This is a genomic window from Bacillus sp. D386 (genome assembly GCF_006346415.1).
The window spans coordinates 100,400-127,128 of sequence record NZ_VEMV01000003.1 but is presented as its reverse complement, the minus strand read 5'-3'; the positions used below and the strand labels follow the sequence as shown (position 1 = coordinate 127,128).

Below are 26,729 nucleotides of genomic sequence, written 5' to 3'. Positions count from 1 at the left end.
CTGGCCCTTTAATCGCAGTCACGACCAAGTTACACTCTAATCCTCGGGTCATTTCACAAAACTAAATAATACAGAGTGAAGCATAACGCTGATTGGTAACTTTATTCGATTTTTTGTTTATACATAGAAACAGCCCTTCTCTATACCTGAGAAGGGCTGATTTTTACTTAATATTAAACCTAAAGCATGCAAGCCTGTAAGGGCATCTAACACATTACTTTATTTTTTTAAATTCTTTAACTGCTCTCCAATCATTTCACCTAATTGGAAGCCTCTTGTTTCTTCAGGGAGTTCATAGTTATCCATTTCAGCAGCTGGATTTTCTTGCAATTCTTTAATACTTAGAGATAATCTGTGCTCATCCTCATTCACGTCAAGCACTTTAACTTTAATAACATCTCCCTCAGACATAACCTCATGAGGAGTGCCGATATGTTTATGTGAAATTTGAGAAATATGCACCAAACCTTCTACACCAGGGAATACTTCCACAAAAGCACCATAGGATACAAGACGTTTAACCGTCCCTTCCAAAACACTGCCTTTTTTTGCTTTATCAGTAATATCTGACCAAGGTCCAGGCAGGGTCTCTTTTATGGATAATGAAACTCTTTCAGTATCACGGTCAATAGATAAAATCTTGACTCGGACGTTGTCTCCCTCTGAGACAACATCTGAAGGTCTGTCCACATGTTCATGAGAAAGCTGAGATACATGAACTAAACCATCAATACCTCCAATATCAACAAATGCGCCGAAATCAGTTATTCGCTGAACCGTTCCTTCAAGGACTTGGCCAGCCTGTAAAGATTCCAGAACGCCAATTTTTTTCTTTTCTTTCTCTTCACGCACAACATCTCTGTGTGAAAGGATTAAGCGGTTTTTTTCTTGGTCCAGCTCTACAATCTTAAACGCTAGCTCTTTCCCTTTGTAGTCAGAGAAATCTTCAACGAAATAATCTTCGACAAGCGAGGCAGGTACAAATCCACGTACTCCCAAGTCAACAACTAGACCGCCTTTTACAACGTCTTTAACCTCAGTTTCAATTATTTCACCATTTTCAAATGAAACAACCAGGTCTCCCCACGCTTTTTCTGCATCTACTTTTCTTTTCGATAGAATCAGAGCTTCATCTTCGACTTTGATAATCTCAAACTCAAGCTCGTCCCCTTCCTTCACCACATCTGAAGCTTTTTCAACGTGCAGACTGGAGAGCTCACTGATAGGGACAATGCCATCATGCTTACTATTTTCAACTTCAATTACGACTTGTTTTTCTTCAACTTTAGTTACAGTCCCACGCACTCTTTGGCCTACATTAAACTCGGTTACATTAATATTGTTCATATCCTCTGTCATATGTACTCCTCCTAACGATCACGGGTTCAATTACCTTTCAATTTATATTTAATACCACTAATCCGCCAGTATTAAACAATATTCTAAATAATCTCTTTTTTCTAACTTCTTATAATTTGTACTATTTGTCAAGCAGGATGTTTAGCGGTTTTGATCAATCAATTGCTTTATATGAGCCATTATGACTTTCGTCACTTCCTCAGGGGAGGCTTTTTGACTACGGTATTCTTCCATGTCAATTGGAGGACCGTATATAACTTTTGTTTTAGAAAATGGTTTATAGGAACCAATCACGGCACAGGGAATAACTTTAGCGTCCGTTCTCAACGCAAAGAAGCCTGCACCCGCAAGACCCTCTCCCAATTCGCCTGTCTTACTGCGAGTTCCTTCAGGAAACAGACCTAAGACATGTCCATCTTTTAAAGCACCCAATCCCTTTCGCAAGGCATTCCGGTCACTCATACCTCTTTTAATAGGAATGGCATGAACACGCGGTAAAATAGTTTTAAGAACAGGTACATTAAACAGTTCTTCTTTAGCGATAAAATGAACATCCCGCGGGCACGTCATCCCTACAACTGGCGGGTCTAATTCACTGATATGATTGGAGCATAATAAAACACCGCCTGTCTCAGGAAAATGTTCTCTTCCTGAAACTGAGACACGGTATAAGGGAGTTAGAGCTATCTTTACTACGCCCCTGGCAAATCTATAAAAGCTCATCCATATACTCCTTTCTCATTCGCTATCTTCATAATAGCATCCACCACTTCATCAATTGAAAGACTTGTTGTATCAAGTTCAATTGCATCTGCTGCTTTTTTCAAAGGAGATACTTCTCTTTCTGAATCAAATTTATCACGGGCCGCAATATCTTGTTTTAATTGTTCAATATCCGAGTCAAACCCTTTTAAGATATTTTCTTCATGTCTTCTTTTGGCACGCTCATCTACACTTGCAAGCATAAAGATTTTGACTTCAGCATTTGGCATAACTTGAGTACCTATATCTCTGCCATCCATTACAACGCCGCCTTGTTCAGACAGGAGCTGTTGTCGTCGAACCATTTCTTCACGGACCAGTTTATGCTGAGAGACAGCGGAAACATTTTTAGTTACATTCGGCGTTCTTATCTCTTCAGATACAATAACTCCATCAACCAGTACATCTTGTCCTTGTTCACTATTCTGCAATTTTATATCCGTAGACATTAATAGATCATAAAGAGCTGCTTCGTTATTCGGATCTATTCCATTATTTAATGCCTTATAAGTTAAAGCCCTGTACATTGCACCTGTATCAATATATATGTATGTTAGCCTTCTAGCAATAATTTTCGCTACTGTGCTTTTACCTGCAGCAGCAGGACCATCAATAGCAATCGATAATTTCTTTTTCATTTGTTCCTCCTTGTTGTACACAAAAATTAATCATGACTATTTTAACACAGCTTTACAGGATATAAATCAATATGAATGTAAAAAAATGAGACAAAGTACTTTACTTTGTCTTTAGAAAACCTAAATATTCATTTATTGGAAATTGCATCCATAATTGCTGTATAATTATTTTCGATGACGCCTTCATATCTTGCGAGTGTTTTCCATTTAGTAAAGGTATGTTCACGATGAAAAACAAGCTGAAAAAATAATAAAAATAAAAGTTGAATGATAGCCATTTTCTTGATAAATCGCTCTACCGCATTCATATGGAACAATCCTCCTCTTACTTATGAGTTTGTCCATACAGATATGTATTTAATCCCCAAAACCTCTGTTTCTTTCCTCCAATTGCCTTTCAAAACAATAACGCAGCAAAATTTGCCGTTCTGCTTCAGTGATTTCGGTAAATTCGACAGATACTTTTTTTCTATTATTCAAAACTTCGACAATTCTTTTCACTTGTACCTGAATGGGTAGTTCACACACTTCCCTATTTCTCATCTCAAATGTAAACTGCAGTATTAGATTAGTATGAGTATCAATCTTTAAATTTTGAGGAACAATGATTGCTGCTCCTCCTGCGCTAATATCCGTTGTTAATGCCGTAAAGGGGGGGAATTCATTATTAATGGGCTGTACATTTACTTTTGTGGACAAGCTTACACGCACATATTCTCTTCGCTGAATTTTTTCCAGATATTCATCACCAGGATAATCTAAAAGCAGCAAAGGTATATTTTCCCTTACTCTTCCCTGGATTTCCGTATTAAACAGATAGGTATTTTGATCCTTTCCAACAAATGTTCCCCTGAAATTCGTTCCATTTATTAAGTAATCTATTCTGTTCGTATATATATTAACTGGATAATCAATATAAAGAATCCCATCTCTAACATCCATTAACTTGCATCTATATGTTTCAGGCTGATCTAATTGGCTCTTCTCAAGTATGATGGTCATTCCGATTGTTAACATAGTTAAACCATTTCCCCTCTGACATGTGTAAAAATATTCCAAAACAAGGACTTATGTACTATTATGACAGAGAATACAAAAAAGGAAAAGACCGTTTCCAGCCTTTTCCTTAGATTATTTTTTATGAGACATCATCATACACTTTTCTTGCTTCATGCATGATTTCTACTTTTTCTTCATGCCCGTTTTCAGCATTAATAAAAATTCGGTAGGTATCATCGCCTACTGTTCCCATAAATTCATAACAGAGTACATCTTCATATAAATTATTTGTGATAACGGCTAATCTTTTTTCCATAATCATTACTTTTCCACTGATTTGCTTTTCAGCTTCTTTTTCAGTGATAGCCGGTTTATTAATTTTTCTTTCCTTATCATGATTTTGAAGATAATCGTCTGCTCCCAATCCGATGATATCTCCATTATCTAGTGCTACTTTGATACGGATTGCTTCAGGATAGATCCTCACTTGATCTTTAACCGTTACAAACGTATAAACACCAACATTATTATATTGAGTACTTTCAAATAACTCCATATTCTGATAGCCCATGTTATTCAGATATTGCCGAGCTTTCTTATATCCATCGTTTAACCCGATCTTAGCATCGGATACTTGACGATCATTAATAATATAAATTGGATGTCCACCTTTTTTAGTCAAATCGATTCCAATCATATTACCTGTAGAAGCACTCTTCAAATTCACATGATAGAACTCGTATTTTGAACCATCCTTATTTGCAGTTACGCTGACAGTTTTAGCATTAGAGACACCTGTATATTTTTTTGCCAGTTCAATTGCTTCCTTACGGGTTATTTCTTTTCCGGACAAATTTTTATAATCTATGTTTTTTTCCTCCACAGATGTAAATGTAGGTCCATATTCACTTTTTTGTCCAATTGACTTTACATTTTTATCTATCGTTTTAAGTCCATCAATAACTTGGTTGTCCCGTTGGCTGTCCCCCTTCGTATCCGCCAAGGCTGTTTCCACATCCATCCAACGTAAATCATTGTCGCTGATTTTCCTTTGAACACTCCTTAGCTCATCTCTTATTTCCGTTGCGTCACTATACAGAGCTTTTAATGTATTATATTCTTCATCAGATAGCGGACTTTTATCTAAATCTCGCACAGATGTCTTATAGGCGAAATCACCGATATTTGTTAAAAATTTCTCCGTTTCATGAAATGGCATTAATGTTAGGGGCAAATGACCAACATTATTATGTGCTTCACTTGTTAATCTCCAAACCTCAGCCAATGCCGGAGATAGAGAATCCTTTGTATTCATAGCCAATGTCGTCCCGATTTTATCATTTAACACATCAATTTGATAGTTCAGATCATTAAAGGCACGCTGATAATTATTCTCGGTTTGATTCATGATAGCTATTTTTTCTTGATGATCCTGATATGCCCAGTACGCTGTTCCAACTAAACCGATTAGCAATACAGCAATCACGATATTTCTTATCATTACATTCACCTCAGTTGCAGAATATATGCTTGCCGATTTTTTTTATTTGCGGACGACTCCATATCCATGAACTTGTCGCTGTTTCCGGGTTAAAATAATATTCAGCTTCACCGGTCGGATCCCAACCATTGATAGCATCTATAACTGCGTTTCTTGAACTCTCATTAGGTTCAAGCCAGATTTGTCCGTCAGCTACCGCAGTAAATGCTCCCGACTGAAATATAACCCCTGAAACTGTATTTGGAAACGATGAACTTTGGACCCTATTCAAAATAACCGCAGCAACTGCTACCTGACCCTCGTATGGTTCACCTCTCGCTTCACCATGAACTGCGTTCGCCATTAACTTTATATCACTTTCCGAAAATCCAGCTGGTATATTTGCAGCTGTACCGGTCGTCTTTGTGGATGTGTTCTTTTTCGCCGTATTTGTTGATTTTGTCGTTTTATTCGATGATGATTTTGGCTTAACTTGATGCTCAATTGGAGTTCCCTGATAATAAGTAAACTCATTTCCTGAATTGATTTGTTTTTTCACCCAGGAAGCATTGTAATTAGAGGCGCTAACCAGTTTACTTTTAGTCTTTGCTCCACCTAACCCATCAATAGGTAAGCCGAATTGTTCCTGAAAATTACGCAATGCCCAGTATGTTCCCCATCCAAAGACCCCATCGATTTTTCCATGATAAAAGCCTATATTTTGAAGACGCGCCTGTAATTCGATGACATCATCTCCGACAGCTCCCCTTTGAATCACTTGATTGGTAAATGCTTCAGTCTGGATATCAAAAATGGGTGAGAGGAATAAAAAACAACCAATTATTGAAAAGGATACTAACTTCCTTACTAAACCCTTCATTTCATGCCCTCCTGTAGAATTAATGACAGTAAGGGTAGTTTTTGCAAACACATATAAAATATTCAGTCCAACATGAAAATCATTTTCAAACTAGAGGATTGATGATTATAAAAATAAGTTGCATACAAAAGCTTTTTGAGCTGATAGCAGAGAAAAGCAAAGTTGAATGGAGGTAGGGAAAAATCATTTAGGATTGTAGAAGCAGTGGGGTATGAAGCATATTCTTTGTAACATAATAAGCAACAATTTCAGGATGAATTCATGACCTTTATTTACCCTGGAGGATTAAAGCCGCAGACAACATAAATAGATAAAACATCCTTTAAAATAAAAAAAACAAACCCTAATCAAATCTACTCCTAAAAAGAAGCAGATTTAGATTTAGTGTTTGTTTCTATTTTACTGCCGTTTATAGTTTATTAAACTGATTCAAATGACTGTTTAAAAGCCTTTTCTGTTAAAATTCTTGCCTTTTTTACTTTCCAAAGTCCGAGACCCCATAGACAGAACATAAACGGAATTAAATATACATACCATTTTTCCTGCTCCATCAATATATAGTTAAAGGAACCATGCAAGGCAATCGGAATGAACAAGGCTGTCAGCATATAAGTCAGCTTTAACCTGGGCTGGGTTTGGAATTTGGCTTTCCCAAAATAAAAGCCCATGATGACCCCAAACAGTCCATGACTTGAAACAGGGAACATCGCTCTTCCCCATGCATATTCAAGCCCATTCGAAAATAAATAGAGGATATTTTCCAATGTTGCAAACCCCAAAGAAATAGAAACTCCATAAACAATTCCATCATAGGGTTCATCAAAATCAACATGGCCATAGATCAACCAAAGGAATAAAGCCCACTTAATCAGCTCTTCTACCATTCCCTTTTCAAAGAAGGCATCAGCCCAAACAGAAAGAAAAAGCCCTTCTGCCTGGATGACATATTGAATAAACATAACAGGTATGACAAATAACGCACCATAGATAAATACTTTAAATACAACTGATACAGGCTCAGTGTTATATTGATCTTTCAGGTAAAAATAAATTAGCAAGGCTATACCAGGTGCAACGCCCGCTGTTAATATATTTAACATGGATTACCCTCTCTTTTTTACTCTTTCGTCCTTTAATCGTAACACGGACGAAAAAAAAAGAAAATCAAGAATTCTCACAGCTTTCATGTGATTAGTGTAATTCGAACCCTACAACTTAAACGCAGCCTTGATATCGACATTACCATTGGATAATAATATGGCCAATTTCAATCTTGCCTTCTTGCTGTCATAATCCTCACCTAGAATCACACCCCTATTTTGCAGGTCATGCGCACTGCCGTGGTATCCATAGGCAGGATACACTTTTCCTTCTTCCGCACTTGTACTGATAACAATTGTTATCCCGTTATCCAAAGCAGATTGGATTGAGTTGACCATTAAAGGTGTTACTTGCCCACGGCCGACTCCTTCTAGCACAATTCCACGTGCGCCGGCATTTACAGCGGCATCAATCATAATCCCATCTGCACCTGTATAACATTTTACGATATCAACGCGCGGTATTTCCGGACCGATTTTGTAAGATTCATTATAGATCGGCTTTTGATAGACGCTGACTACATCATTATCGATGATTCCAAGATATCCATAACCAAATGATTCAAAGCCCTGGAGATTCGAAGCATGGACTTTTTTCACGTATCTTGCAGAATATATCCGCTCATTAAAGACAACCAAAACTCCGCTATGCTTTAAGTGTTGATTTGCGGCTACATAGATTGAATTCCGTAAATTGGAATATACATCGGTTCCGACATCCTGAGGGGAGCGCTGTGAGCCTGTTACCACTATTGGTCTTGGATCTTTAGTTGTTAGATCAAGAAAATAAGCCGTTTCCTCTAACGAATCCGTTCCATGAGTGACTACCACTCCACAAACTCCTTCATCCTCCAATTCCTTTTCAATGGCTTCTTTTATTAAAACCATATCTTCGAAACCAATATGCATGGAAGGCTTTTGCATTAAATCTATAATTTTTATATCGAAACCCTCCGGCAACTGACAGAGTGCTGCTAATTCCTCACCACTCATAGCACCCGAATTCAGAAGTCCTTTAGAGATTTCTTTACTGGCAATCGTTCCACCAGTCGTAATTAGTGAAATTTTCTTCATTTTACACCTCTTAACAAGTAATCAAGCATTCTTAATGCTACTCCAACCCTTCCTTATCTTTTACCGCATTTGCTATTTGTCCACCATGAAATCTTCCATTCTCAATAAAAATTTCATTAGCATTATTTCCGGCCACAATCACACCAGCCACAAATAGGTTCTCTATGTTTGTTTCCATTGTTTGCTCATCAATCATTGGTTTCCCTGTATCACTTTGTATTTCAACACCTACATTGGTTAGAAGGCTGTAATCCGGATGGTACCCTGTCATAGCAAAAACAAAATCATTTTGTATTTCGATTATTTGCCCCTCTTTTTCATAAATGACAGTTTGCTCTTTAATCTCTTTTACGACTGAATTAAATTCCATTTTGATAATTCCGTTGCGGACATATGATTCAAACTCGGGCAAAATCCAAGGTTTAATGCTTTTTGAATAAACATTTCCCCGATATATGACTGTTACTCTTGCTCCCGCTTTTACAAGCTCTAGCGCAGCATCTACGCTTGAATTTTTGCCACCGATCACAACCACATCCATATCGTAGAAAGGATGTCCTTCTTTGAAATAATGGTATACCTTATCCAAATTTTCACCTGGTATATTCATCATATTTGGTTGATCATAATAGCCCGTTGCAATGATACAGTATGGTGTTTCATATTCATTTTTGGTTGTTTTTATTCTAAATAATCCATTCTTCTGCTTTTCTATTACTTCCACACATTCATATGTATTTATTCTGAGATTCTTCCTCTTCGCTACTTCTCTATAGTATGTTAATGCCTGGAGTCGGATAGGTTTCCGATTTTCAGTAATGAAAGCGACATCCCCAATTTCTAATTTCTCACTGGTTGAGAAAAAGGTTTGATGTGTTGGGTAATGATAAATCGAATTAACAATATTCCCCTTTTCAATAATCAATGGATTTTTACCAATTTCCTTTAAACTAATGGAAGCTGACATACCACATGGTCCGCCGCCAATCACAATTGCTTCTTCATAGTGCATACTTCTTTCCTCCAAATAACCGTAAACTGGAATTTCAATTTGTATGTAGTATCTAGTACTTCTCAATGAATATTTAAATAACCCTTTTAGAATAACATTTTTAGAACCTAAACTCATCCACCACATGCAAAAAAGTTTTCTATCTCACGAGGGACAGAAAACTTTCTTATTGTTTGCAGTATTAAATCCAGCCTCTGAAACGCGATGCTTCGGCCATTTTCCGTACCCCAACCATATAGGCAGCGAGGCGCATGTCTACACGGCGGGATTGAGCTGTATCGTAGATGGTATTAAATGATTTAACCATTACTTTTTGTAATTTTTCCTCAACTTCTTCTTCAGTCCAATAGTATCCTTGATTATTCTGTACCCATTCAAAATAAGATACTGTAACACCACCGGCAGAAGCTAAAACGTCCGGTACTAACAGTATACCGCGATCTGTTAGAATACGCGTTCCTTCCAAAGTGGTTGGACCATTAGCAGCTTCAACGACAATCTTCGCTCGTATATTGTGAGCGTTTTCGTCTGTAATTTGATTTTCAATTGCGGCAGGTACCAAAACATCACATTCCAGTTCAAGTAATTCTTGGTTGGTTATCGTATTCGTGAATAGGTTGGTTACTGTACCAAAGCTGTCTCGACGATCCAGCAAGTAATCAATATCAAGGCCATCGGGATCATGTAAAGCCCCATTTGCATCTGAAATACCGATTACCTTGGCACCGGCATCATGCATGAATTTTGCCAAAAAGCTTCCTGCATTTCCAAAGCCTTGGACAACAACTTTCGCTCCTACTAAATCCATTCCACGTTTTTTAATCGCTTCATGGATACAAATAGTTACCCCTTTGGCAGTGGCTGATTCCCTGCCATGTGAACCGCCAAGAACAAGCGGTTTACCGGTAATAAATCCCGGAGAGTTAAATTCATCTATACGACTGTATTCATCCATCATCCAGGCCATAATCTGTGAATTGGTGAAAACATCCGGTGCCGGGATATCTTTTGTAGGACCGACCAATTGGCTTATCGCCCTGACATATCCACGGCTAAGCCTTTCCAATTCCCGAAAAGACATATTGCGCGGATCACATATGATACCGCCTTTTGCCCCTCCATACGGTAAGTCTACAATGCCACATTTCAAACTCATCCATATGGATAAAGCTTTAATCTCATTCTCTGTAACATTAGGATGAAAACGAATTCCACCTTTTGTCGGACCTATAGCGTCATTATGTTGAGCACGATAACCAGTGAAAACCGTTACAGAACCATCGTCCATTTTAACAGGGATTTTCACAGTTAGCATACGAAGCGGTTCCTTCAATAATTCAAATACCTCTTCTGGATATCCAAGCTTATCTAAAGCCTTATGGATGACAGTCTGAGTCGATTTTAAAACATCTAGTTTGTCCTCAGTGGAATGATGGTCGGCTGTCATTATAGTACCTCCTACAGATGTATAATAAGTAATATTTTCCTACCAGCATAAGTATACAACTTTGGCAATTGTCTGGAAAGTGAAATAATAGAATAATAGGGTTAAAAATTACAAAACAAAAATTTTTGAAAAAATATTCAGATTTATTATTCGCTTTTATAAATTCAGTATACTTAATAAAGCCTGGAAAGTGCAAGAGTACTGTTTTGGCCTTTATAAACACGCTTAGATTAAATAAAAATAACCACATCTTTTAGATGCGATTATGATAGGAAATATTTTTTTATAATAGTAATTATATTCTCTTTACTTATCCTGTGTCCGTAATCCGACAGGTATTCTTTACTCAAGGTCGAGAATTCTCCAAACTCCAAAAGAATAGACATAAGAGTTGCTTGGTTTATAAGAGTATCTTCTTTTATCTCTAAATAGTATTTGGACTGCCAAAAATAAAGGATTCCTTTCACATTCCAGCTAGTCTTTATAATTCTGCAAGCTTGTACCACATCATCAAACTCCGCAAATTCATATATGACTTGATCTCGCTTCATTATATTAACAGATAGGTACCCTTCTATTTCTTCTTCTTCTTCTTCTTCGAGATCTTCGTTTAAATTGTACGCATCCCTTTTTAAAATTATATAGATTCCGTAGCATGGATAAGAGTATACATCCATCTGAAAAAATCCAGCAACCAAATTCCCACATTCTTCAAGCACTTCTTGAATAATATGATAAAAAAAGCTATGGGTTTCCACCGAATGACTGGTTAGCACCTGACAGGTAACACCTCTGTCTTCCAATTCATCGTAGGGAATAAATAGTTTGAACAATGTCGGATTGATTTGTTTAAGCTTCATGAAAAAATCCTCCTGTAGCTACTCTCTCCATTCCATTGTATGAAGGGAGTCACAGTCGGTACCTTGTTTTAAAATCATGAAGGAGTTAACTTCTTTAAATGGATTAAATGAGTCTCAGGTTTTGCCATTAATCGCAGCGGAAGTAAGCTTGTTCCATATCCATTACTTGTTAGGATGGTCGTATCATTCCTCTCGCTGACGCCGCCTAATTTATATCTGCCCATTCCAAAAATCCTAATTTGTCCCCCATGTGTATGGCCGCTCAATACTAAATCAATTCCATATGATTTCTCAATTTCCTTTTCAATTTTCGGAGTATGACTGGCTAGAATTCTAAAACTGTCAGATTCCACTTCTTCCATTGCCAAATCAAGCCGCCCCGTTTGTTCCTCTTCATCATAAAAGTCAATTCCAAGCAGGCGTATTTTACCGCCATCCTTTGTTTCAAACAGTACGCTTGTATCTAGTAATTCATGGATATCCAACTCTACAAAAAGTGCATCCAGTTCATGTCTATCTATTTCATAATCATTATTACCCCATATGAAATAAACAGGACCTACACTTTTTAATTTAGTTAAATTTTCTTTTATTCTATCTAGCGGTACCCCTTTTTCAGCTAGGTCACCGCCAATTAAAACAAAATCAGCCTTCCCTTTTACCTGCCCAATAATTTCATTACTGATGACCCGCCTATGTATATCTGAAATAAAAAAGATTGTGATGGTCTCATCACTTGGAAATGTACTGAATTCAAACGTATGATCAATCACTCGGTCCTGATGCGCAAGCCTGTACATATATATGAGTAAGCACACACATAAAGCAATTAATAAACCAAAAAAGAACAGCACTGCCATAGTATCTCCCTTTCAATCCTTTATATCTTATAACTAAAAGAAGCCAGCCTAATAAATGACTAGCTCTACATTTATTTATATCTTTATTTTTGATCAATATGCAAAACTTTTTCATCAATATGCAAGACTCTAAAGCCTGATTCCTCTAATTTACGGATAAATTTATCTACATTCGGCGCTTTCACTACTTTAATGACAATGCGCCTTAAAAGTTTATCGGTTTCATCAAAGGTAACTAATGAAATTATTTGTTGCTGATATTGCCTTGCAATCTCAGTTAACCTGGCAATACGCCCCTTGGTTTCGACTGTAGTTAATGCTATCCTCACACCAGGTACATGAACGCCAAAGGTACTCTGGAACTGTTCAATTATATCATAGCGCGTAACAATGCCATGGAAATACTCGTAATCATCCACTACGGCTAATAAAGGTGTCTCTTTTAAGTCCAAAAATATATTTTCGTATATTTCGTCTTCTTTTAATGTTTTGTTTACCTCAGCGATCGATTCTGCTTTTGTTTCCTTTAAAAAAATATCTCTCGGCAGCTCTGATAAGAAGGCTGCTTTGTATACTCGATACCTTGTGATCGTACCTATATACTTATTTCCTTTAAGAACTGGCACTCCCTCAATTTGATGTTCATCCAGCACCGAGAAAACCTCTTGAAGAGTATCATTGTAAGAAACCGTATGACAATGATATTTTGAAATCATGATATTCTTTACAAACATCAAAGCACCCCCACCGCAATCTAGTATAAACATTCCCTATAATTGATACTTATTCGACAAATCTCAGACTTTACCTGCCTATTTTGTGAAAAATTATTTATTTTCGTGAAAAAGATTAATATCATATAAATCTTTAAATTTATTAAAGAGGATATGTCTATTTTTCCAAGCTACATCATTTTTCCATAGATCCTTACTCCTATCTATAATCTCACATCGCAGTGCGTGAAATTCCTTTTCTGCCTTGTCCATCTTTTTTTTGTAATAAAGCATCCCTCCATACATAAAGGCAAGCATTAGCATACAGAGAATGATAAACTCATTGTCAAAAAAATAGTTATACATGGACATAAAAGAATAAGAATAAAGAGGAATAATGTTCTTATATACATAAACAACTAGAATTGCTGTTAAACCTAATGTAATGTAAATAAATAAAAAATGACGGGATTTATAATGATCGAACTTGCGTTTTCTTTTCACCACATTGTTGAGCATTATTTTTGTAGCCTCATCGGTATGTTCGTCCAAATCATTGATATACGCTTCCATAAACCACCTCTCCTTTTCATAATCATGTTTATGAAAAGAAGCGGTCAATTATGTAATTCTTGTCCATTATTTATTTACCCGTTCCCTATACATGCTTACTTTTACTAAATCTATTATAAGACTGCTTTTACCTTGCCAGCTTGCTTATTTATGACAAATCCAAGGATTAAATCAATGGTGAAATGCATCGCGATTGTAACAAATAAATTGCCTGTCCACTCATAGATAAACCCAATAAAGAAACTTAACAGTAAGATATTCACAAACAAGTATACATTATATAAATACCTTATATGGATTAGTGCAAATATGAGGCTGGCCATCCATAAACCAACATATGTTTGAATGATTCCCCTGAATAATAATTCCTCACTGATAGAAACTAAAAGGACAATAAAGACTAGTTGCCGTCCATTGAGAGAACTAAAAATACGTTGATTGATTCCGCCATCATTAAAGTATCTCTCGGGAAGATACCTCATCGAAAGTAAGTCGTAGAGAACTACCAGCAATCCTGCTGGGATTCCTATAAGAAGGATAGACCAATCTTGAAAATCAAATAACAATAAAAACTCCTGTATATCATCAAAGACCCATATCCCCAAAAAAGAGGAGATTATAAGCAAAAGCAATTGAGTTTGAATCAATGCCTTGTATAGTTCTTCATCCTTTAACTGACTCACGAGCTCTGCCTGTTTATTTTTCATTTGTTTACTCTGCCCTTCCAGTAAATAATTGTTTCAATTGCATACGCCAATTTTGATCTTCCCGAGGAATGTCTTGCCGTTGTTTTGGAAGGATAGCGATAAGTGCATCTAGTGTTGCTCCACACCGGTCACAGCAAGTCTTTGTTTTATTCTGTAGCTCCTGATTAAAATAGGAAGCGATGCTGCTCTTTCTGCACTCAGTGGAAAGAATCCATTTTTTCAATAGATATAATTTCATGAGTTTTTCTTTTTTTCGATTTTCCAGTTCTACATCTATTCGCTCAATTCGTTCATAGGGGTCAAGAATATTCCCCTTTAATAAAGCCTTATTTAATTCTTTTATCCGTTCTATTTTGTCATCACCAATAAACTCCTCAGCTGTAAGATTGGAGGCCTCATGATGAATAACCCATTCAATTTCTGAACTAATTGGAAAATCTCTTTCAATCAGATGGGAAGCTTGCCATTCATCTCCTTCTGAATATAACAATATGGCCACTGCCGGCAATCCATCTCTTCCAGCCCTGCCTATTTCCTGTACATATGCCTCCACACTCAACGGCATGTTTACATGTAAAATAAATCGTATATCATTTTTATTAATCCCCATACCAAATGCATTGGTGGCCACGATGATTCTTAACTGCCCAGATAAAAATTGCTGCTGAATCAGGATTCGGTCACTAGTTTCCATACCGCCATGATAATAAGCAACACCATCAAAGCCCTTTTCTAGTAGAAATCCACTTAATTGTTCAGCAAGTTTTCGGCTGGATACATATATAACCCCTGCACCTGGCACTTTATTCAGTGCATCAATTAAAATTTGAAGCTTATGCTGATAATCAGCGGCTTCTTCTACCAGGATACTGATATTCTCCCTGTTCACACTATGGATTACTCTCGCCGCATCCTCCATACATAAATTTTTTAAAATATCCTCTTGAACCTCAGGAGTAGCAGTAGCTGTTAAAGCTAAGGTCAATGGGTTATTCAGTTCTTCTCTAATACGGCCGAGCTGCAAATAACTCGGTCTGAAATCATAACCCCATTGTGATATACAGTGCGCTTCATCTACAACAAACAATGCAATGTTGAGCTTTTTTAATTTATCTAAAATAAATCTGGATTGCAGCATTTCTGGCGAGATATATAAAAATTTTAATAATGATAATGACCTCAGCACCATATCCCGTTCCTGCAGGGTTAAAAATGAATTTAAGGAGGCAACCTTTTTTTCGCCTTTCGCCTTCATTTGTTCTACCTGATCTTGCATAAGAGCCAACAATGGTGAAATGATAATAACCAATCCATCCATCAAGTATCCGGGCATCTGAAAACACAAGGTTTTACCGGTCCCAGTTGGCAGCATAGCAAGTGTATCTTTGCCGGTGATAATGGATTCTATTACTTCCTTCTGTCCAGTTCGAAACGTTTGGAATCCGAACATTTTTTCTAATTGAGCTTCTAGCGGCTGCATACTTACACTTCCTTTATAGTTGCCATAACGAGCCTGATTTTAAAATAAGTTATCTCAGATGGAAGGACCATTTTTAAAGATCTTAACTGTTTTGTTTCATTAGTAGCAATGGCCTGTTTGATTTGTTCTTTCTCTGTTGCACTTACAAAATCATCTATCGGAAAATCAGGTACGTTTGAAACGATTTCAACAAGATGATCTTCAATCGTATTCGTTTTTAAATTCCGTACGGCTGCTACTTCTTCTTTGGACATCCCGGCTTGCAGCATTTTTAATGTTCTTTGCGTAGAAGCAGTTAAAAGAGATTGAACAGGTTTACCTATAAGCACAAGTTCTTTCAATAGTATATAAGGAGACTGAACACTGGCTTTAAGCATATAATGAATAGTATCCCAAAAGAGAAGTCTCGCATAAAATACATCTATATTAAGCTTTCGTGCAGCCTGTTCGATTGTCAAACCCGCATGCTGGTGACCTGAGAAGGCTGAAACAATTAATTCTGCTCCGGCTTCATTTACATTACTTAATAAATCATCAAGCTCCTGATATAGAAGCTGGGCCAATTCCATTGAAGAGAGAGGAATCTTTTTAAATAATTTTTTCACTAACAGTTGTTCCTCTTGATTACGGGAAACCGCAATGAAAGAATGATTGCCATTTAGCAAACAGGAAGACGTTTGTACCAATAATTGCAGCCTCATCCAAAATCCATGAGCTGCATCTTGAAAGGTACGACCATCCAGGTTAGTTAACTGAGGATAATCCTTTTTCCAAAAGGAAAGTGCTTGTTTACCATGCTGCGTACAGACATAGGTATTAATACCTGTTTCTTTTATATATCCTTTTTTGGTTAATTCAATAATCTTTTGATCCCAAGTCTCTCTTTTTAACTTTGGAAGTACGCCAAAAAACCGAGATATATTAAACAAACGAGCATCTTGAATGGGCTGAGAGGATTTTTTCCCATTAAGTATATGTAAAGGGGAATATACTGTTCTTTGCCCCTTTAATGCATTTATTAAATACAGTATTAATCCGTCAAAATATGGTATAATCATGTTTTAACCCCTTTATCCTACATGTCTGACACTTTTTATCTTACCAAATAGTTGTACCCTCATGCTTAAAATTCAATAGCCTATTTTTCCTTTATTCGCTAAAAACACGCGAAATATTGGCTATTGAAAAGTTATACCATGAGTTTTACAATAAGGTGAGGGGTTTGATATCCAGTTCGGTATCAAAATATATATTTTTTTACCTGGGAGGTATTTAGCATGGCTAAATTTACTATTGTTGACAAAGAAACTTGCATTGCTTGTGGTGCTTGCGGAGCAGCAGCTCCAGATATTTACGATTATGATGATGAAGGTATTGCATTTGTTACTTTAGATGATAACCAAGGTATTGTCGAAATTCCAGATGTTCTGCTTGATGACATGATGGATGCTTTCGAAGGTTGCCCAACAGATTCTATTAAAGTTGCTGACGAATCCTTTGACGGAGACGCATTAAAATTCGAATAGTCTCCCATTAATAAAAGCCTCTGCGGTTTCGCAGAGGCTTTTATTTAATCTATTTTATACATTTCGCAATACAGATTGCTTCGAAAACCAGCCCTGCATTTTAGTGAATAACAGCATAAATACAATGGCAATTAAGGTTCCTTTTATTAAATTGAAAGGAATGATCGCCGTGGTGATCATTGCTCGAATCTCTGTACCAGACATGTTCCAATTCATTAACACACTGTAGCTTGGCAGCAAAATGAAGTAATTGACAAGACTCATAAATAAAGCTAATACGATTGTGCCTCCTACAAGTCCGTACACCATGCCTCTTTTGGTGCCGATTTTTTTATAAAAATAGTAGGCTGGAAGGATAAACGCGACGCCTCCGATAAAGTTAGCAAAATGCCCAATCGGAATTCCTGTGTCGCTTCCTGTCATCATGTAATCCAGAATATTTTTTAATAATTCTACCAGGATACCCGCAACCGGCCCAAAAATGATGGCCGCAATTAAAGCTGGAATATCACTAAAATCAATTTGTAGAAATGTTGGAAAACCAGGGAATGGAAAATTAATAATCATCAGAACATATCCAATCGCACCCAACATCCCAATCGTAACCATTTTTTGAATCTTACTTACACCACTGCTTTTCATTATTTCCTCTCTCCTTTAGGTTTGGTACTACCTCTTCCAGAAGAAAGGCTCTGCCTAAAACGTCAATCATGAAGCCATGCCATAAAAAATCCCTTTATCTTAATTAGATAAAGGGAGAAAAAGGCAATGTGAAACAAAACGTTCACGAAAGATCGTTTTTTGAACGTTAACAGAGACCTCCATCTTCTCCCATCCAGACTATACTGTCGGCTTTGGAATCTCACCAAATCCTGCCTTTACAGGCTCGCGGGCTTAGATTATAAATCATCACCGCCGGTAGGGAATTTCACCCTGCCCCGAAGATAGACCGTATTTAATTAGTAAAATGCTTTAGAAAAATAATCAGGCTAGACATTCCACCTGTATATTTAACTAGACCATTTCTATATTGATTTTATCCCACTAAACTAAATAATACAAGAGATTAGAATCACTATATAAATAGATCAAAAAATATATATTTGTAAAAAATTCATAAATTAATGGCCTCACCTCTATTTTCCTCGAACCAACTAAGCCGTCTAAATTATAGAAAATGAAGTCTTTTTAGTATCTGCCGGCAACAAAAATTAGACTTTTCCAAAATTTTAAAATAGTAAGCGCTTGCAATGTTGAATCTTGATTGACACACAGATTATAAGTCTTGTAGAGTGGAAACAAGATTAAATACTTCTACAGGATGGTGACAAGATTGTTTAAAGTGCTCATAGCTGATTCAATAAAGCCTGATGGTTTAACACCATTCATTGGCAGGAATGACATCGAGGTTGTCCAAAAAAAGATAGATGAAGTAAGCAGTGAATTGCATCTGTTTGATGCACTTTTAGTTAGAAGTGCTACAAAAGTAACAAATGATTTACTTCAAAAAATGACAAACCTAAAAATTGTAGCCCGGGCTGGCGTAGGGATCGACAATATAGATGTTCCTTCCTGTACAAGTCGTGGAATCATTGTGGTCAATGCACCGGATGGCAATACAATTTCTACCGCTGAACACACTTTTGCCATGATGGCATCCCTGGCCCGAAACATTCCTCAGGCTCACCAATCTTTAAAAAATGGTGCTTGGGAGCGAAATCGCTTTGCCGGAGCTGAATTAAAAGGTAAGACGTTAGGAATCGTTGGTATGGGGAGAATTGGTACTGAATTATCCAAGCGGGCGAGAGCTTTTCAGATGAATATTTTTGCCTTTGATCCTTTCATTACGTCAGATCGGGCAAAAGAATTAGGCATAACGGTCGGTTCACTCGATAACCTGCTTCAAGTATCTGATTTCATCACCGTCCACACCCCATTAAATAAGGATACAAGAGGCTTATTAAACAAAAATACAATACATAAATGCAAAGACGGTGTCTATCTGATCAACTGTGCCAGAGGAGGCATAATTGACGAGGACGCTTTATATGATGCGGTTCTTGAGGGAAAAGTAGCCGGAGCTGCACTGGATGTATTTGTAGAAGAACCTCCGGTGAATAATAAATTATTGTCCTTGGATCAAATCATTGTCACACCTCACCTTGGAGCGTCCACTGCTGAAGCGCAATTAAATGTGGCTAAGCAGGTGGCAAAAGAAGTAGTCTCATTTGTGGATGGAATACCAGTTTCAAACTCCATCAATTTACCAGCTATACCTGCTGAATTATTTAATAGAATACAGCCATATTATCAATTAGTGAAAAAACTTGGCTCTTTCCTATCACAATATATAAACGAAGGCATAAAAGAAATTTCCATTACATATGGCGGTGATGCTTTTGATTTTGATTCATCAATTTTAACAAAATCACTTGTTTCTGGATTTTTTAAAGAACGGGCTGATGTCACCATCAACGAAGTAAATGCCCTGTTATACGCTAAGGAACGTTCCATCACTATAGGTGAAAAAATCTCAAACGAAACATATGGTTATTCAAATAGTATAACGGTAAGAATTAAAGGCGATACCAGACAAATTGAAATGAAAGCAACCTATATAAAAGAATATGGGCCGCGTATCATTGCCATCGATGACTTCAAAATCGACTTTTACCCTGATGGCCATATCCTATATATCCAGCACCACGACAGACCAGGCGTGATTGGCATTGTCGGTAAAAAACTCGGCGATCTTAATCTCAATATTGCCACCATGCAGGTAGGACGGAAAGAAGCCGGCGGTGAAGCCATTATGATCCTTACGTTTGATGAAAAAATTCCTCATTCCGTCATAAATGAACTTGCCGGCAATGATGAAATATCCGTCGCCAAAGCAATTAATTTGAGTGAGGCATAGAATAATAAGAATAGGGCATCTCATAAGCTGGCTTAGCTTATCGATGCCCTTTCCTCTTATATTCTATTAAAATTACTTAGTCTCAGTTCAATAAGCCACTTTATTCTCATGTTTTTGGATTTGCTCATGCAATGTCTCTCTTACAGCTCCGGGTCCCCCAATCAGTTGCTTAAAAAATTCTTCGATTGTATTTCCTAAGCCAACTTCGTACAAGTCCACCCCAAAAATTCTTTCGTTTGAAAGAATAGGCTGTAAGTGGTTACTGACTGATTCAGGTTGGCCGAACTCGATTCCATGAAGATACTGCTGCAAATCTTCTAAAATAGGATCAGGACTGATGTTCATTTTTTTACCAGCATCATTCACACCAAGTAGATACCGGCACCAAGCCGCAATCGTTAAAGGAATAAATGTTAAATCAGTTATTTGAAGGTCATTCCTTTGGGCATATAATTTGATAGTCCCCCAAATCGGATTCCTAATTTCTGCGAAGTGTCTGTAGCGATCCTCCCAGGTGTATCCGGAAAAGTGCTTGTACACCGTTCCGTAGAGTTTTTCATGTTAAATACCAGTATCAGGATTCAATAGCTCTCCTATAAAATGTCCAGTATCAGAATGCAAAAAAGCACATCACCTAAGTGATATGCTTTCATCAAACAGTTCCTTGTGTAACAAGAATTATCTTCTTAATTCTACTTTTTCGCTGGCAGGAAAAATGTAAATGTCGTACCCTGTCCAACCTTGCTGTAGACATCTATTTTACCGCCATGACCATGAATAATATTTTTTGCTATTGCAAGGCCAAGGCCTGTGCCAGCTCTCCCTCTTGTTCTTGCTTTATCAACCTTGTAAAACCTTTCGAAAACAAAAGGCAGCTCTTCCTCAGAAATACCTACACCAGAATCCTTCACGTCAAATTGAGTACCATTATCCAATGTTCTTTGGATAATTTGCACTTCACCTCCCCCAGGTGTATGGCGCAGGGCATTATCAATCAAGTTGGTGAATACCTGTTCAATGCGGTCAGGGTCCAGCTCAACAAGCGCCTCAGGATGGTCAAGGGTTGTATAGACATCAACATTTTTTTCCTGAGCTGCCCGCTGGAACTTTTTCGATATTCTACCAAGAAAGCTGCCAACTTCTACTTCCTCAATATTTAAAGTCTGATGTCCTGCTTCCATTCGAGCCAAGTCTAAGAGTTCATTAACCAAGCGTCCCATTCTTAATGATTCATCATATATGACCTGTGCCATTTCTTTTTTCTCATCTGCTGTTTCCGCAATATCATCTATAATTGCTTCACTATATCCTTGAAGCATAGCAATAGGCGTACGAAGCTCATGCGATACATTGGCAATAAAATCTTTTCTCATCTTATCAAGCCGGCGTTCCTCCGTCATATCCCTTAATACAGCTACAGCTCCACGGATATCATTTTGACGGTAAAGGGGATTCATAAGTATTACCCAATCGTGCCCCTGCGTGGTAATCTCGGCTATTTTAGCTTTTCCCGTTCCCTTAACCTCGAGGAATAAATCGCTTAATGCATCAGGGACTTGGTTTCCAGACTGTTTTTTTTGATTGGTTTCATCCAAAAAACTATACCTTAAAAAGTCATCTGCTGGAGGATTCGTTACAAGAATTTCACCGTCTCTGTTAAACATGATCACTCCATCAGCCATATTAATTAAAATATTCGATAAATTCTCTTTCTCCTGCTGTAATGCCGTCATATTATACTTCAGCTGCCGTGCCATTTGATTGAATGCAATCGCCAATTCGCCAATCTCATCGTTTGTTAAAATGGGAACCTTCATGTCAAATTTTCCTCTGGCCAATTCAGATGCTGCTTCCCTCATTTTTCTAAGCGGAGCAGTCACTCTTGATAACAGGAAGAACGCAAAAATCGTCGTTAAAACAATCCCTATCCCGACAGCTATCAAGATGAAGATTGTCGTTTGTGCGTTTGTACTCTCACTCGAGTCTACAGACTGAAATGCATAGATGGCGCCATCCATTCCGTCATTAGTGATTGGAATTCCGACAATTGTACCCTGAGTAACATTATCCCCGCCCAAAATAGACGATAGATAAGTGGTTTCTGAAACTTGTCTATCATTCACTAATGACTTTTTTAAGGTTTCATCACGAGAAAAGAGTTGATAGACTTCTTTCTTATTCAAATCATTCAAACTGCTGTATATATTGGTATCATCTAAAATAATAACAATATCCTTATTCGGATCGATGATTTGCCAAACAATTTGTGTTGATTGCTCGATATCTGAATGTTCCTCTAAAATCATTTCAACTTGTTTGGCTGTTCGAAACAAAGAAGATTTAGCTTCCTCCATACTTTGATTATGGAAAAACTCCAGCAGTAATACAGTTAAGATGAATAGAACGAAGGAAAACAGCAAAATAATGGTCATCCAAAGTTTCCCGACTACACTTTTCCAAAACATTAGTCGTTGACTACCTCGAATTTATAACCAACACCCCAAACGGTTACAATCATTCTAGCTGCATCCTCAGATACTTTATTTAATTTTTCTCTTAATCTTTTAATATGTGTATCAACGGTACGTAAATCCCCAAAGAATTCATAGTGCCAAACTTCTTTTAGCAATTGTTCCCGATCATACACTTTATCCGGGGTTTTAGCGAGAAAGTATAATAGTTCATATTCTTTAGGTGTTAATGCAACCTCTACACCGTCCGCCAATACTCTATGCGCATCATTATCGATCGTTAGATGATTAAAGACGACAACATCTTTAGTTGAGGTCTCTGATTGAATATAGGAATTTTTCGATGACCTTCTTAACAATGCTTTCACTCGTAAGACTACTTCCCTTGGACTAAAAGGCTTTACGATATAATCATCCGTGCCTGCTTCAAAACCTTGCACTCGGTTTATTTCTTCACCTTTAGCAGTCAACATAATAACAGGTGTTGCCTTTTTTTCACGCAGTTCTTTACAAACCTCAATTCCATCCTTGCCAGGCATCATCAAATCCAGAAGGATTAAATCATAATCATTCGCCAAAGCAAGTTCTAAAGCATCTTCCCCATTAGCAGCCTCATCAATTGTATATTTTTCGCGCTCTAAATACATTTTCAATAGTCTTCTAATACGGTCCTCATCATCTACTATAAGCAATCGTATGTTGTTCTCTTCCATCACCCGGACCTCCTTAAGCATTAACTAATAACGATACAAATTTATCCACGATATCAGTTTTATTATACATGCATACTAAATATTTAGGAATAGAAAAGTGAATATTTACATAAATAAAGCGATTCTATAAAGTTAAATTTATAGAAAAATAATATCTATCATACAACCAGATTTTTTTAATATAAGATTTTGCCTAATTTCCTATTCAGTTGTCATCCAACTTAAAAATAGTAAAAGCATCATAAATCGGAATATAATTGCAGTTAATAGCTTAAGCCTGATTTTCTAAAGAAGAGTTAAGAACAAAGGGCTTCCATACTTGGAAGTCCTCTTTTTTCTTAATTGCTAGCATATGAGTGTAATCCAACGATAATTAAATTCACCGCGATAAGATTAAACATAATGATAATAAATCCTATAACTGCAAGCCAGGCTGACTTTTCGCCATGCCACCCCTTCGATATGCGCAGATGCAGAAATGCTGCATAAAATAGCCATGTAATTAAAGCCCATACTTCTTTAGGATCCCAACCCCAAAATCTTGACCAGGCTATTTGGGCCCAAATCATGGCAAATATCAACCCTCCCAAAGTAAATACAGGGAATCCGATTAGAATGGATCTGTATCCAACCTCGTCAAGTAAATCTAAATTCACTGATTTTGCCAACGGCTGTATAGCTGCTCCTATACGCTTACGTAAAATTAAACGCAGCACTCCATATAGCACGACACCTATCATGATGGACCAAACTACTGTATTCAGTTTTTTTGAATTGATTATTAATGGCAATTCAATTAACGGATCCATCCCTGTACCGGAAACCAATTTTGCTTCCTTCGGGACAAACAACGCCGGCATATTATATTCCTCTGTTTGCTCTGCACCGCTCTTATTGACCCAAGTATATTCAGTTTTATAATCAGCTATAGAAAACATAGTAGTAGATACAACAAAACCAATCGTACAAATTAATCCTAATAAAACGGCTTCCAGCCAAAACGTACTTTTTGATGCTTTCGTTTGTTTAACAGCCCGTATCAGATAAATTAATCCGGCCACAAAACTTATTGCTAAAATAGCTTCTCCCGCTGCTACAGTAGTAACATGTATATACAGCCAATCACTTTTTAATGCCGGAATAAGCGGCGAGATATCCCGTGGAAACATGCTGGCATACGCAATAACTAACAGCGCAATCGGAAGCGCGAATACTCCCAGAATGGCTGTTTTATATATGAAATAAATCATTATAAATGCTCCAACCAACATCATTCCAAAGAATGTTGTAAACTCAAATAGATTACTGACAGGAGCATGTCCTGACACTATCCAACGTGTGATAAAATAACCCAGCTGTGCAATAAATCCAATAATAGTGATAATAATTCCAGCTTTTGCCCATTTTTCATAACTCCACTTATCGTTCTTACCTTTTATGGATCCCGCAAATACAAAAGTTGCTATTAAGTACAGCACAAAAGCAATATATAGCAAATTACTGCTTAAAGTCGCCACTCTGTTTTCCCCCTCTTTCTTGAATCTCTTCCCCTTCGGCTTGATCATACGGTAATGGAATAGAAGTCCCCACTAATATTTCATTAATCTCCCGCCTGATACCAAACCAGTTTTTATTCGTATGAGCGGCCACAAATATTTTATCCCCACTCTTTTGAATCCAAATACGCCTATGATTCCAATAAGCCCCCTGTATAACGCCAATCATAAAGATAAGCCCTCCGAGCGCAAGTACCCATAAAGTTAGGTCTTTACGTACTGTTAATACAGTTGCAAAACCTGTCTCTATATTTTTGAATTTAAGTTTATATTCGGTCTCACCCAAAGGCTCAAGGGTTTGTTTAATCGCAACAAAGCTAACTTCTCCTTCTGGATGCTCTGGTGATACCATTTTGAAGATAAACGCAGGGTTATTTGGAAATCGACTCTTTGTTGTCGGCTGCTCATTCTCATTAAATTCAAAATCAGGAAAATAACTCTCCAGGTGCACGGAGTACCCATTACCCAGGTCATAGCTATCTTTCGGATTATTCAAATCAACGGTTAAGTTGCCATGCTCCTTTTCAGTTGCTTTATCAATTAAGGTGAATGACATTTTAGTCATGTTTTCCTCGTAGGATGTTTGATATAAAGCAAAGGAATCAAATTTCAAAGGTTCATTTACACGTATCGGATAATCTTTAACTTTTTCAAGCTTTACTTCTTCTCCTGGCAAGGTATCCCCTACCGCTTGATAAAGAGTGGCATCTGTTTGATAATTTTTTACGACCGTACCAACCCGGTCAAGCGTTGCCTCAAACTCTTCTTTTTCCTTATCTTTATCATAAACTTCTACAGTAAATTTATGGTTTTCAACAAAGTACTCACCATTCGTTCCAGGTACAGCTTTCTTTTCACCTTCTTGAATTCTGAGGTAATCATTCACATACATCCCTGGAATAAAACGCAACATTCCGCCAATTAAGAAAATGATCAGGCCTATATGATTAACATAAGGACCCCACCTCGAAAAACGGTTCTTCTCTGCTAAAATATTGCCGTTCTCTTCTCTTATGTTATAACGCTTTTCTTTTAATCTCGTTTTGATTAATTCATAGTTTTCTTTTTCCTCTGCTATATCAGCTTCACCAAAAATCCGCTGTCTGCGTAAAAAACCCTCATTCCTGATTACTCTCTGATTCTTTAAAGCTCTGAATAGCGGAATAAAGCGGTCAAGACTGGCGATAACAAGTGAAACTCCTAAGAGGGACACTAACAGTAAAAACCACCATGAACTATATAAATTATGTAATCCTAACTCATAATACACTTCACCAAACCAGCCGTACTTACTTTCATAAAACGTTTCAGCGGGTTCTCCATTTGGAATATACATTTCTTGCGGGAAGATGGTACCGATAGAAGCTGCAATTAATGGAAGAATGATTAAGGTTACGCCAACCTTTACGGATGAGAAAAAATTCCAAATCTTATCAACTACTGATTTATTGTAGGTTTGCGATCTTCTGGCACTGCCTTCATATTTCATATCCAATAATTTTTTTTCTTCTTCTTCCTTATTGAGCACCTTACCGCATGCTTCACAAAATATCGTTCCATATGGATTAACATGACCACATTCACAAGTTATTTCCTTCATCC

Annotated in this window: 26 protein-coding genes and 1 riboswitch; of the genes, 2 read left to right on the top strand and 24 right to left on the bottom strand. The window is 37.2% G+C overall.

From position 1 onward, the window contains the following. Positions 1–219: 219 nt before the first annotated feature. The 18 genes from rpsA to FHY45_RS09355 all read right to left on the bottom strand — a co-directional run bounded on the left by rpsA (position 220) and on the right by FHY45_RS09355 (position 17,002). Positions 220–1,359 (bottom strand): 30S ribosomal protein S1, encoded by a 1,140-nt coding sequence (rpsA, locus tag FHY45_RS09440; protein ID WP_066107495.1) that lies wholly within the window; start codon positions 1,357–1,359, stop codon positions 220–222. Positions 1,360–1,500: 141 nt separating this feature from the next. After that, positions 1,501–2,082 (bottom strand): lysophospholipid acyltransferase family protein, encoded by a 582-nt coding sequence (locus tag FHY45_RS09435; protein WP_066107498.1) that lies wholly within the window; start codon positions 2,080–2,082, stop codon positions 1,501–1,503. Then, positions 2,079–2,759: a (d)CMP kinase gene (gene cmk, locus FHY45_RS09430; RefSeq protein WP_066107501.1), complete on the bottom strand. Its 681-nt coding sequence runs from the start codon at positions 2,757–2,759 to the stop codon at positions 2,079–2,081. Before cmk ends, FHY45_RS09435 begins: the two co-directional genes overlap by 4 nt. Positions 2,760–2,887: 128 nt before the next feature. Then, the gene (locus FHY45_RS09425) at positions 2,888–3,067 is read right to left on the bottom strand and encodes a DUF5359 family protein (protein WP_139891728.1); all 180 of its coding nucleotides are present in this window, start codon (positions 3,065–3,067) and stop codon (positions 2,888–2,890) included. A gap of 49 nt (positions 3,068–3,116) precedes the next feature. Beyond that, positions 3,117–3,776 (bottom strand): flagellar brake protein, encoded by a 660-nt coding sequence (locus FHY45_RS09420; protein WP_066107509.1) that lies wholly within the window; start codon positions 3,774–3,776, stop codon positions 3,117–3,119. Positions 3,777–3,897: 121 nt separating this feature from the next. Continuing rightward, positions 3,898–5,259: a germination protein YpeB gene (ypeB, locus tag FHY45_RS09415; RefSeq protein WP_066107512.1), complete on the bottom strand. Its 1,362-nt coding sequence runs from the start codon at positions 5,257–5,259 to the stop codon at positions 3,898–3,900. Between the two features lie 10 nt (positions 5,260–5,269). Then, the gene (gene sleB, locus FHY45_RS09410; protein ID WP_066107513.1) at positions 5,270–6,118 is read right to left on the bottom strand and encodes a spore cortex-lytic enzyme; all 849 of its coding nucleotides are present in this window, start codon (positions 6,116–6,118) and stop codon (positions 5,270–5,272) included. Between the two features lie 419 nt (positions 6,119–6,537). Then, on the bottom strand, positions 6,538–7,218 hold the full coding sequence (prsW, locus tag FHY45_RS09405; RefSeq protein ID WP_066107516.1) for a glutamic-type intramembrane protease PrsW: 681 nt from the start codon (positions 7,216–7,218) through the stop codon (positions 6,538–6,540). A gap of 108 nt (positions 7,219–7,326) precedes the next feature. After that, a complete protein-coding gene (locus FHY45_RS09400; protein WP_066107519.1) occupies positions 7,327–8,292 on the bottom strand; it encodes an asparaginase in 966 nt (321 codons plus the stop codon). Positions 8,293–8,329: 37 nt separating this feature from the next. Continuing rightward, a complete protein-coding gene (locus FHY45_RS09395) occupies positions 8,330–9,304 on the bottom strand; it encodes a YpdA family putative bacillithiol disulfide reductase (protein WP_066107522.1) in 975 nt (324 codons plus the stop codon). A 181-nt stretch (positions 9,305–9,485) separates the two neighbouring features. After that, entirely contained in the window at positions 9,486–10,751 is a 1,266-nt protein-coding gene (locus FHY45_RS09390) for a Glu/Leu/Phe/Val family dehydrogenase (RefSeq protein ID WP_066107527.1), read from the bottom strand. Between the two features lie 263 nt (positions 10,752–11,014). Continuing rightward, positions 11,015–11,611 (bottom strand): adaptor protein MecA, encoded by a 597-nt coding sequence (locus FHY45_RS09385; RefSeq protein WP_139891727.1) that lies wholly within the window; start codon positions 11,609–11,611, stop codon positions 11,015–11,017. 74 nt (positions 11,612–11,685) lie between these two features. After that, entirely contained in the window at positions 11,686–12,471 is a 786-nt protein-coding gene (locus FHY45_RS09380; RefSeq protein WP_066107533.1) for a metallophosphoesterase, read from the bottom strand. Between the two features lie 83 nt (positions 12,472–12,554). Continuing rightward, the gene (locus FHY45_RS09375; RefSeq protein ID WP_066107536.1) at positions 12,555–13,205 is read right to left on the bottom strand and encodes a CBS domain-containing protein; all 651 of its coding nucleotides are present in this window, start codon (positions 13,203–13,205) and stop codon (positions 12,555–12,557) included. A 93-nt stretch (positions 13,206–13,298) separates the two neighbouring features. Then, positions 13,299–13,757, bottom strand: a complete 459-nt coding sequence (locus FHY45_RS09370; RefSeq protein ID WP_066107539.1) for a YpbF family protein — start codon at positions 13,755–13,757, stop codon at positions 13,299–13,301. A 113-nt stretch (positions 13,758–13,870) separates the two neighbouring features. After that, positions 13,871–14,464: a CPBP family intramembrane glutamic endopeptidase gene (locus tag FHY45_RS09365; RefSeq protein WP_066107543.1), complete on the bottom strand. Its 594-nt coding sequence runs from the start codon at positions 14,462–14,464 to the stop codon at positions 13,871–13,873. Between the two features lie 4 nt (positions 14,465–14,468). Continuing rightward, positions 14,469–15,944 (bottom strand): RecQ family ATP-dependent DNA helicase, encoded by a 1,476-nt coding sequence (locus FHY45_RS09360; RefSeq protein ID WP_139891726.1) that lies wholly within the window; start codon positions 15,942–15,944, stop codon positions 14,469–14,471. A gap of 2 nt (positions 15,945–15,946) precedes the next feature. Next, entirely contained in the window at positions 15,947–17,002 is a 1,056-nt protein-coding gene (locus FHY45_RS09355) for a YpbB family protein (RefSeq protein WP_139891725.1), read from the bottom strand. A 219-nt stretch (positions 17,003–17,221) separates the two neighbouring features. Here FHY45_RS09355 and FHY45_RS09350 point away from each other — a divergent pair, with 219 nt between their 5' ends. Next, positions 17,222–17,470: a ferredoxin gene (locus FHY45_RS09350; RefSeq protein ID WP_066107552.1), complete on the top strand. Its 249-nt coding sequence runs from the start codon at positions 17,222–17,224 to the stop codon at positions 17,468–17,470. A gap of 54 nt (positions 17,471–17,524) precedes the next feature. Here FHY45_RS09350 and FHY45_RS09345 read toward each other — a convergent pair whose 3' ends face one another. Continuing rightward, entirely contained in the window at positions 17,525–18,112 is a 588-nt protein-coding gene (locus FHY45_RS09345; RefSeq protein ID WP_066107555.1) for an ECF transporter S component, read from the bottom strand. 177 nt (positions 18,113–18,289) lie between these two features. After that, a riboswitch (FMN riboswitch) is annotated at positions 18,290–18,420 on the bottom strand. Positions 18,421–18,803: 383 nt separating this feature from the next. Between FHY45_RS09345 and serA the strand changes: the two genes are divergently transcribed. After that, complete coding sequence (gene serA, locus FHY45_RS09340) at positions 18,804–20,387, top strand: phosphoglycerate dehydrogenase (RefSeq protein WP_066107558.1); 1,584 nt, start codon at positions 18,804–18,806, stop codon at positions 20,385–20,387. Positions 20,388–20,474: 87 nt separating this feature from the next. Here serA and FHY45_RS09335 read toward each other — a convergent pair whose 3' ends face one another. From FHY45_RS09335 to resB, 5 genes are all read right to left on the bottom strand, one after another. Beyond that, positions 20,475–20,927 (bottom strand): hypothetical protein, encoded by a 453-nt coding sequence (locus FHY45_RS09335; protein WP_139891724.1) that lies wholly within the window; start codon positions 20,925–20,927, stop codon positions 20,475–20,477. 152 nt (positions 20,928–21,079) lie between these two features. Then, positions 21,080–22,852 carry an ATP-binding protein gene (locus tag FHY45_RS09330; protein WP_139891723.1) on the bottom strand — a complete coding sequence of 591 codons (1,773 nt, stop codon included), beginning with the start codon at positions 22,850–22,852 and terminating at the stop codon, positions 21,080–21,082. Continuing rightward, complete coding sequence (locus FHY45_RS09325; protein ID WP_066107568.1) at positions 22,852–23,571, bottom strand: response regulator transcription factor; 720 nt, start codon at positions 23,569–23,571, stop codon at positions 22,852–22,854. Before FHY45_RS09325 ends, FHY45_RS09330 begins: the two co-directional genes overlap by 1 nt. 338 nt (positions 23,572–23,909) lie before the next feature. Further along, positions 23,910–25,088, bottom strand: coding sequence for a c-type cytochrome biogenesis protein CcsB (gene ccsB, locus FHY45_RS09320; RefSeq protein ID WP_066107571.1), 1,179 nt, complete (start codon positions 25,086–25,088; stop codon positions 23,910–23,912). Further along, positions 25,069–26,727 (bottom strand): cytochrome c biogenesis protein ResB, encoded by a 1,659-nt coding sequence (resB, locus tag FHY45_RS09315; protein ID WP_139891722.1) that lies wholly within the window; start codon positions 26,725–26,727, stop codon positions 25,069–25,071. The genes ccsB and resB overlap by 20 nt, the downstream gene beginning before the upstream one ends. Positions 26,728–26,729 lie beyond the last annotated feature (2 nt).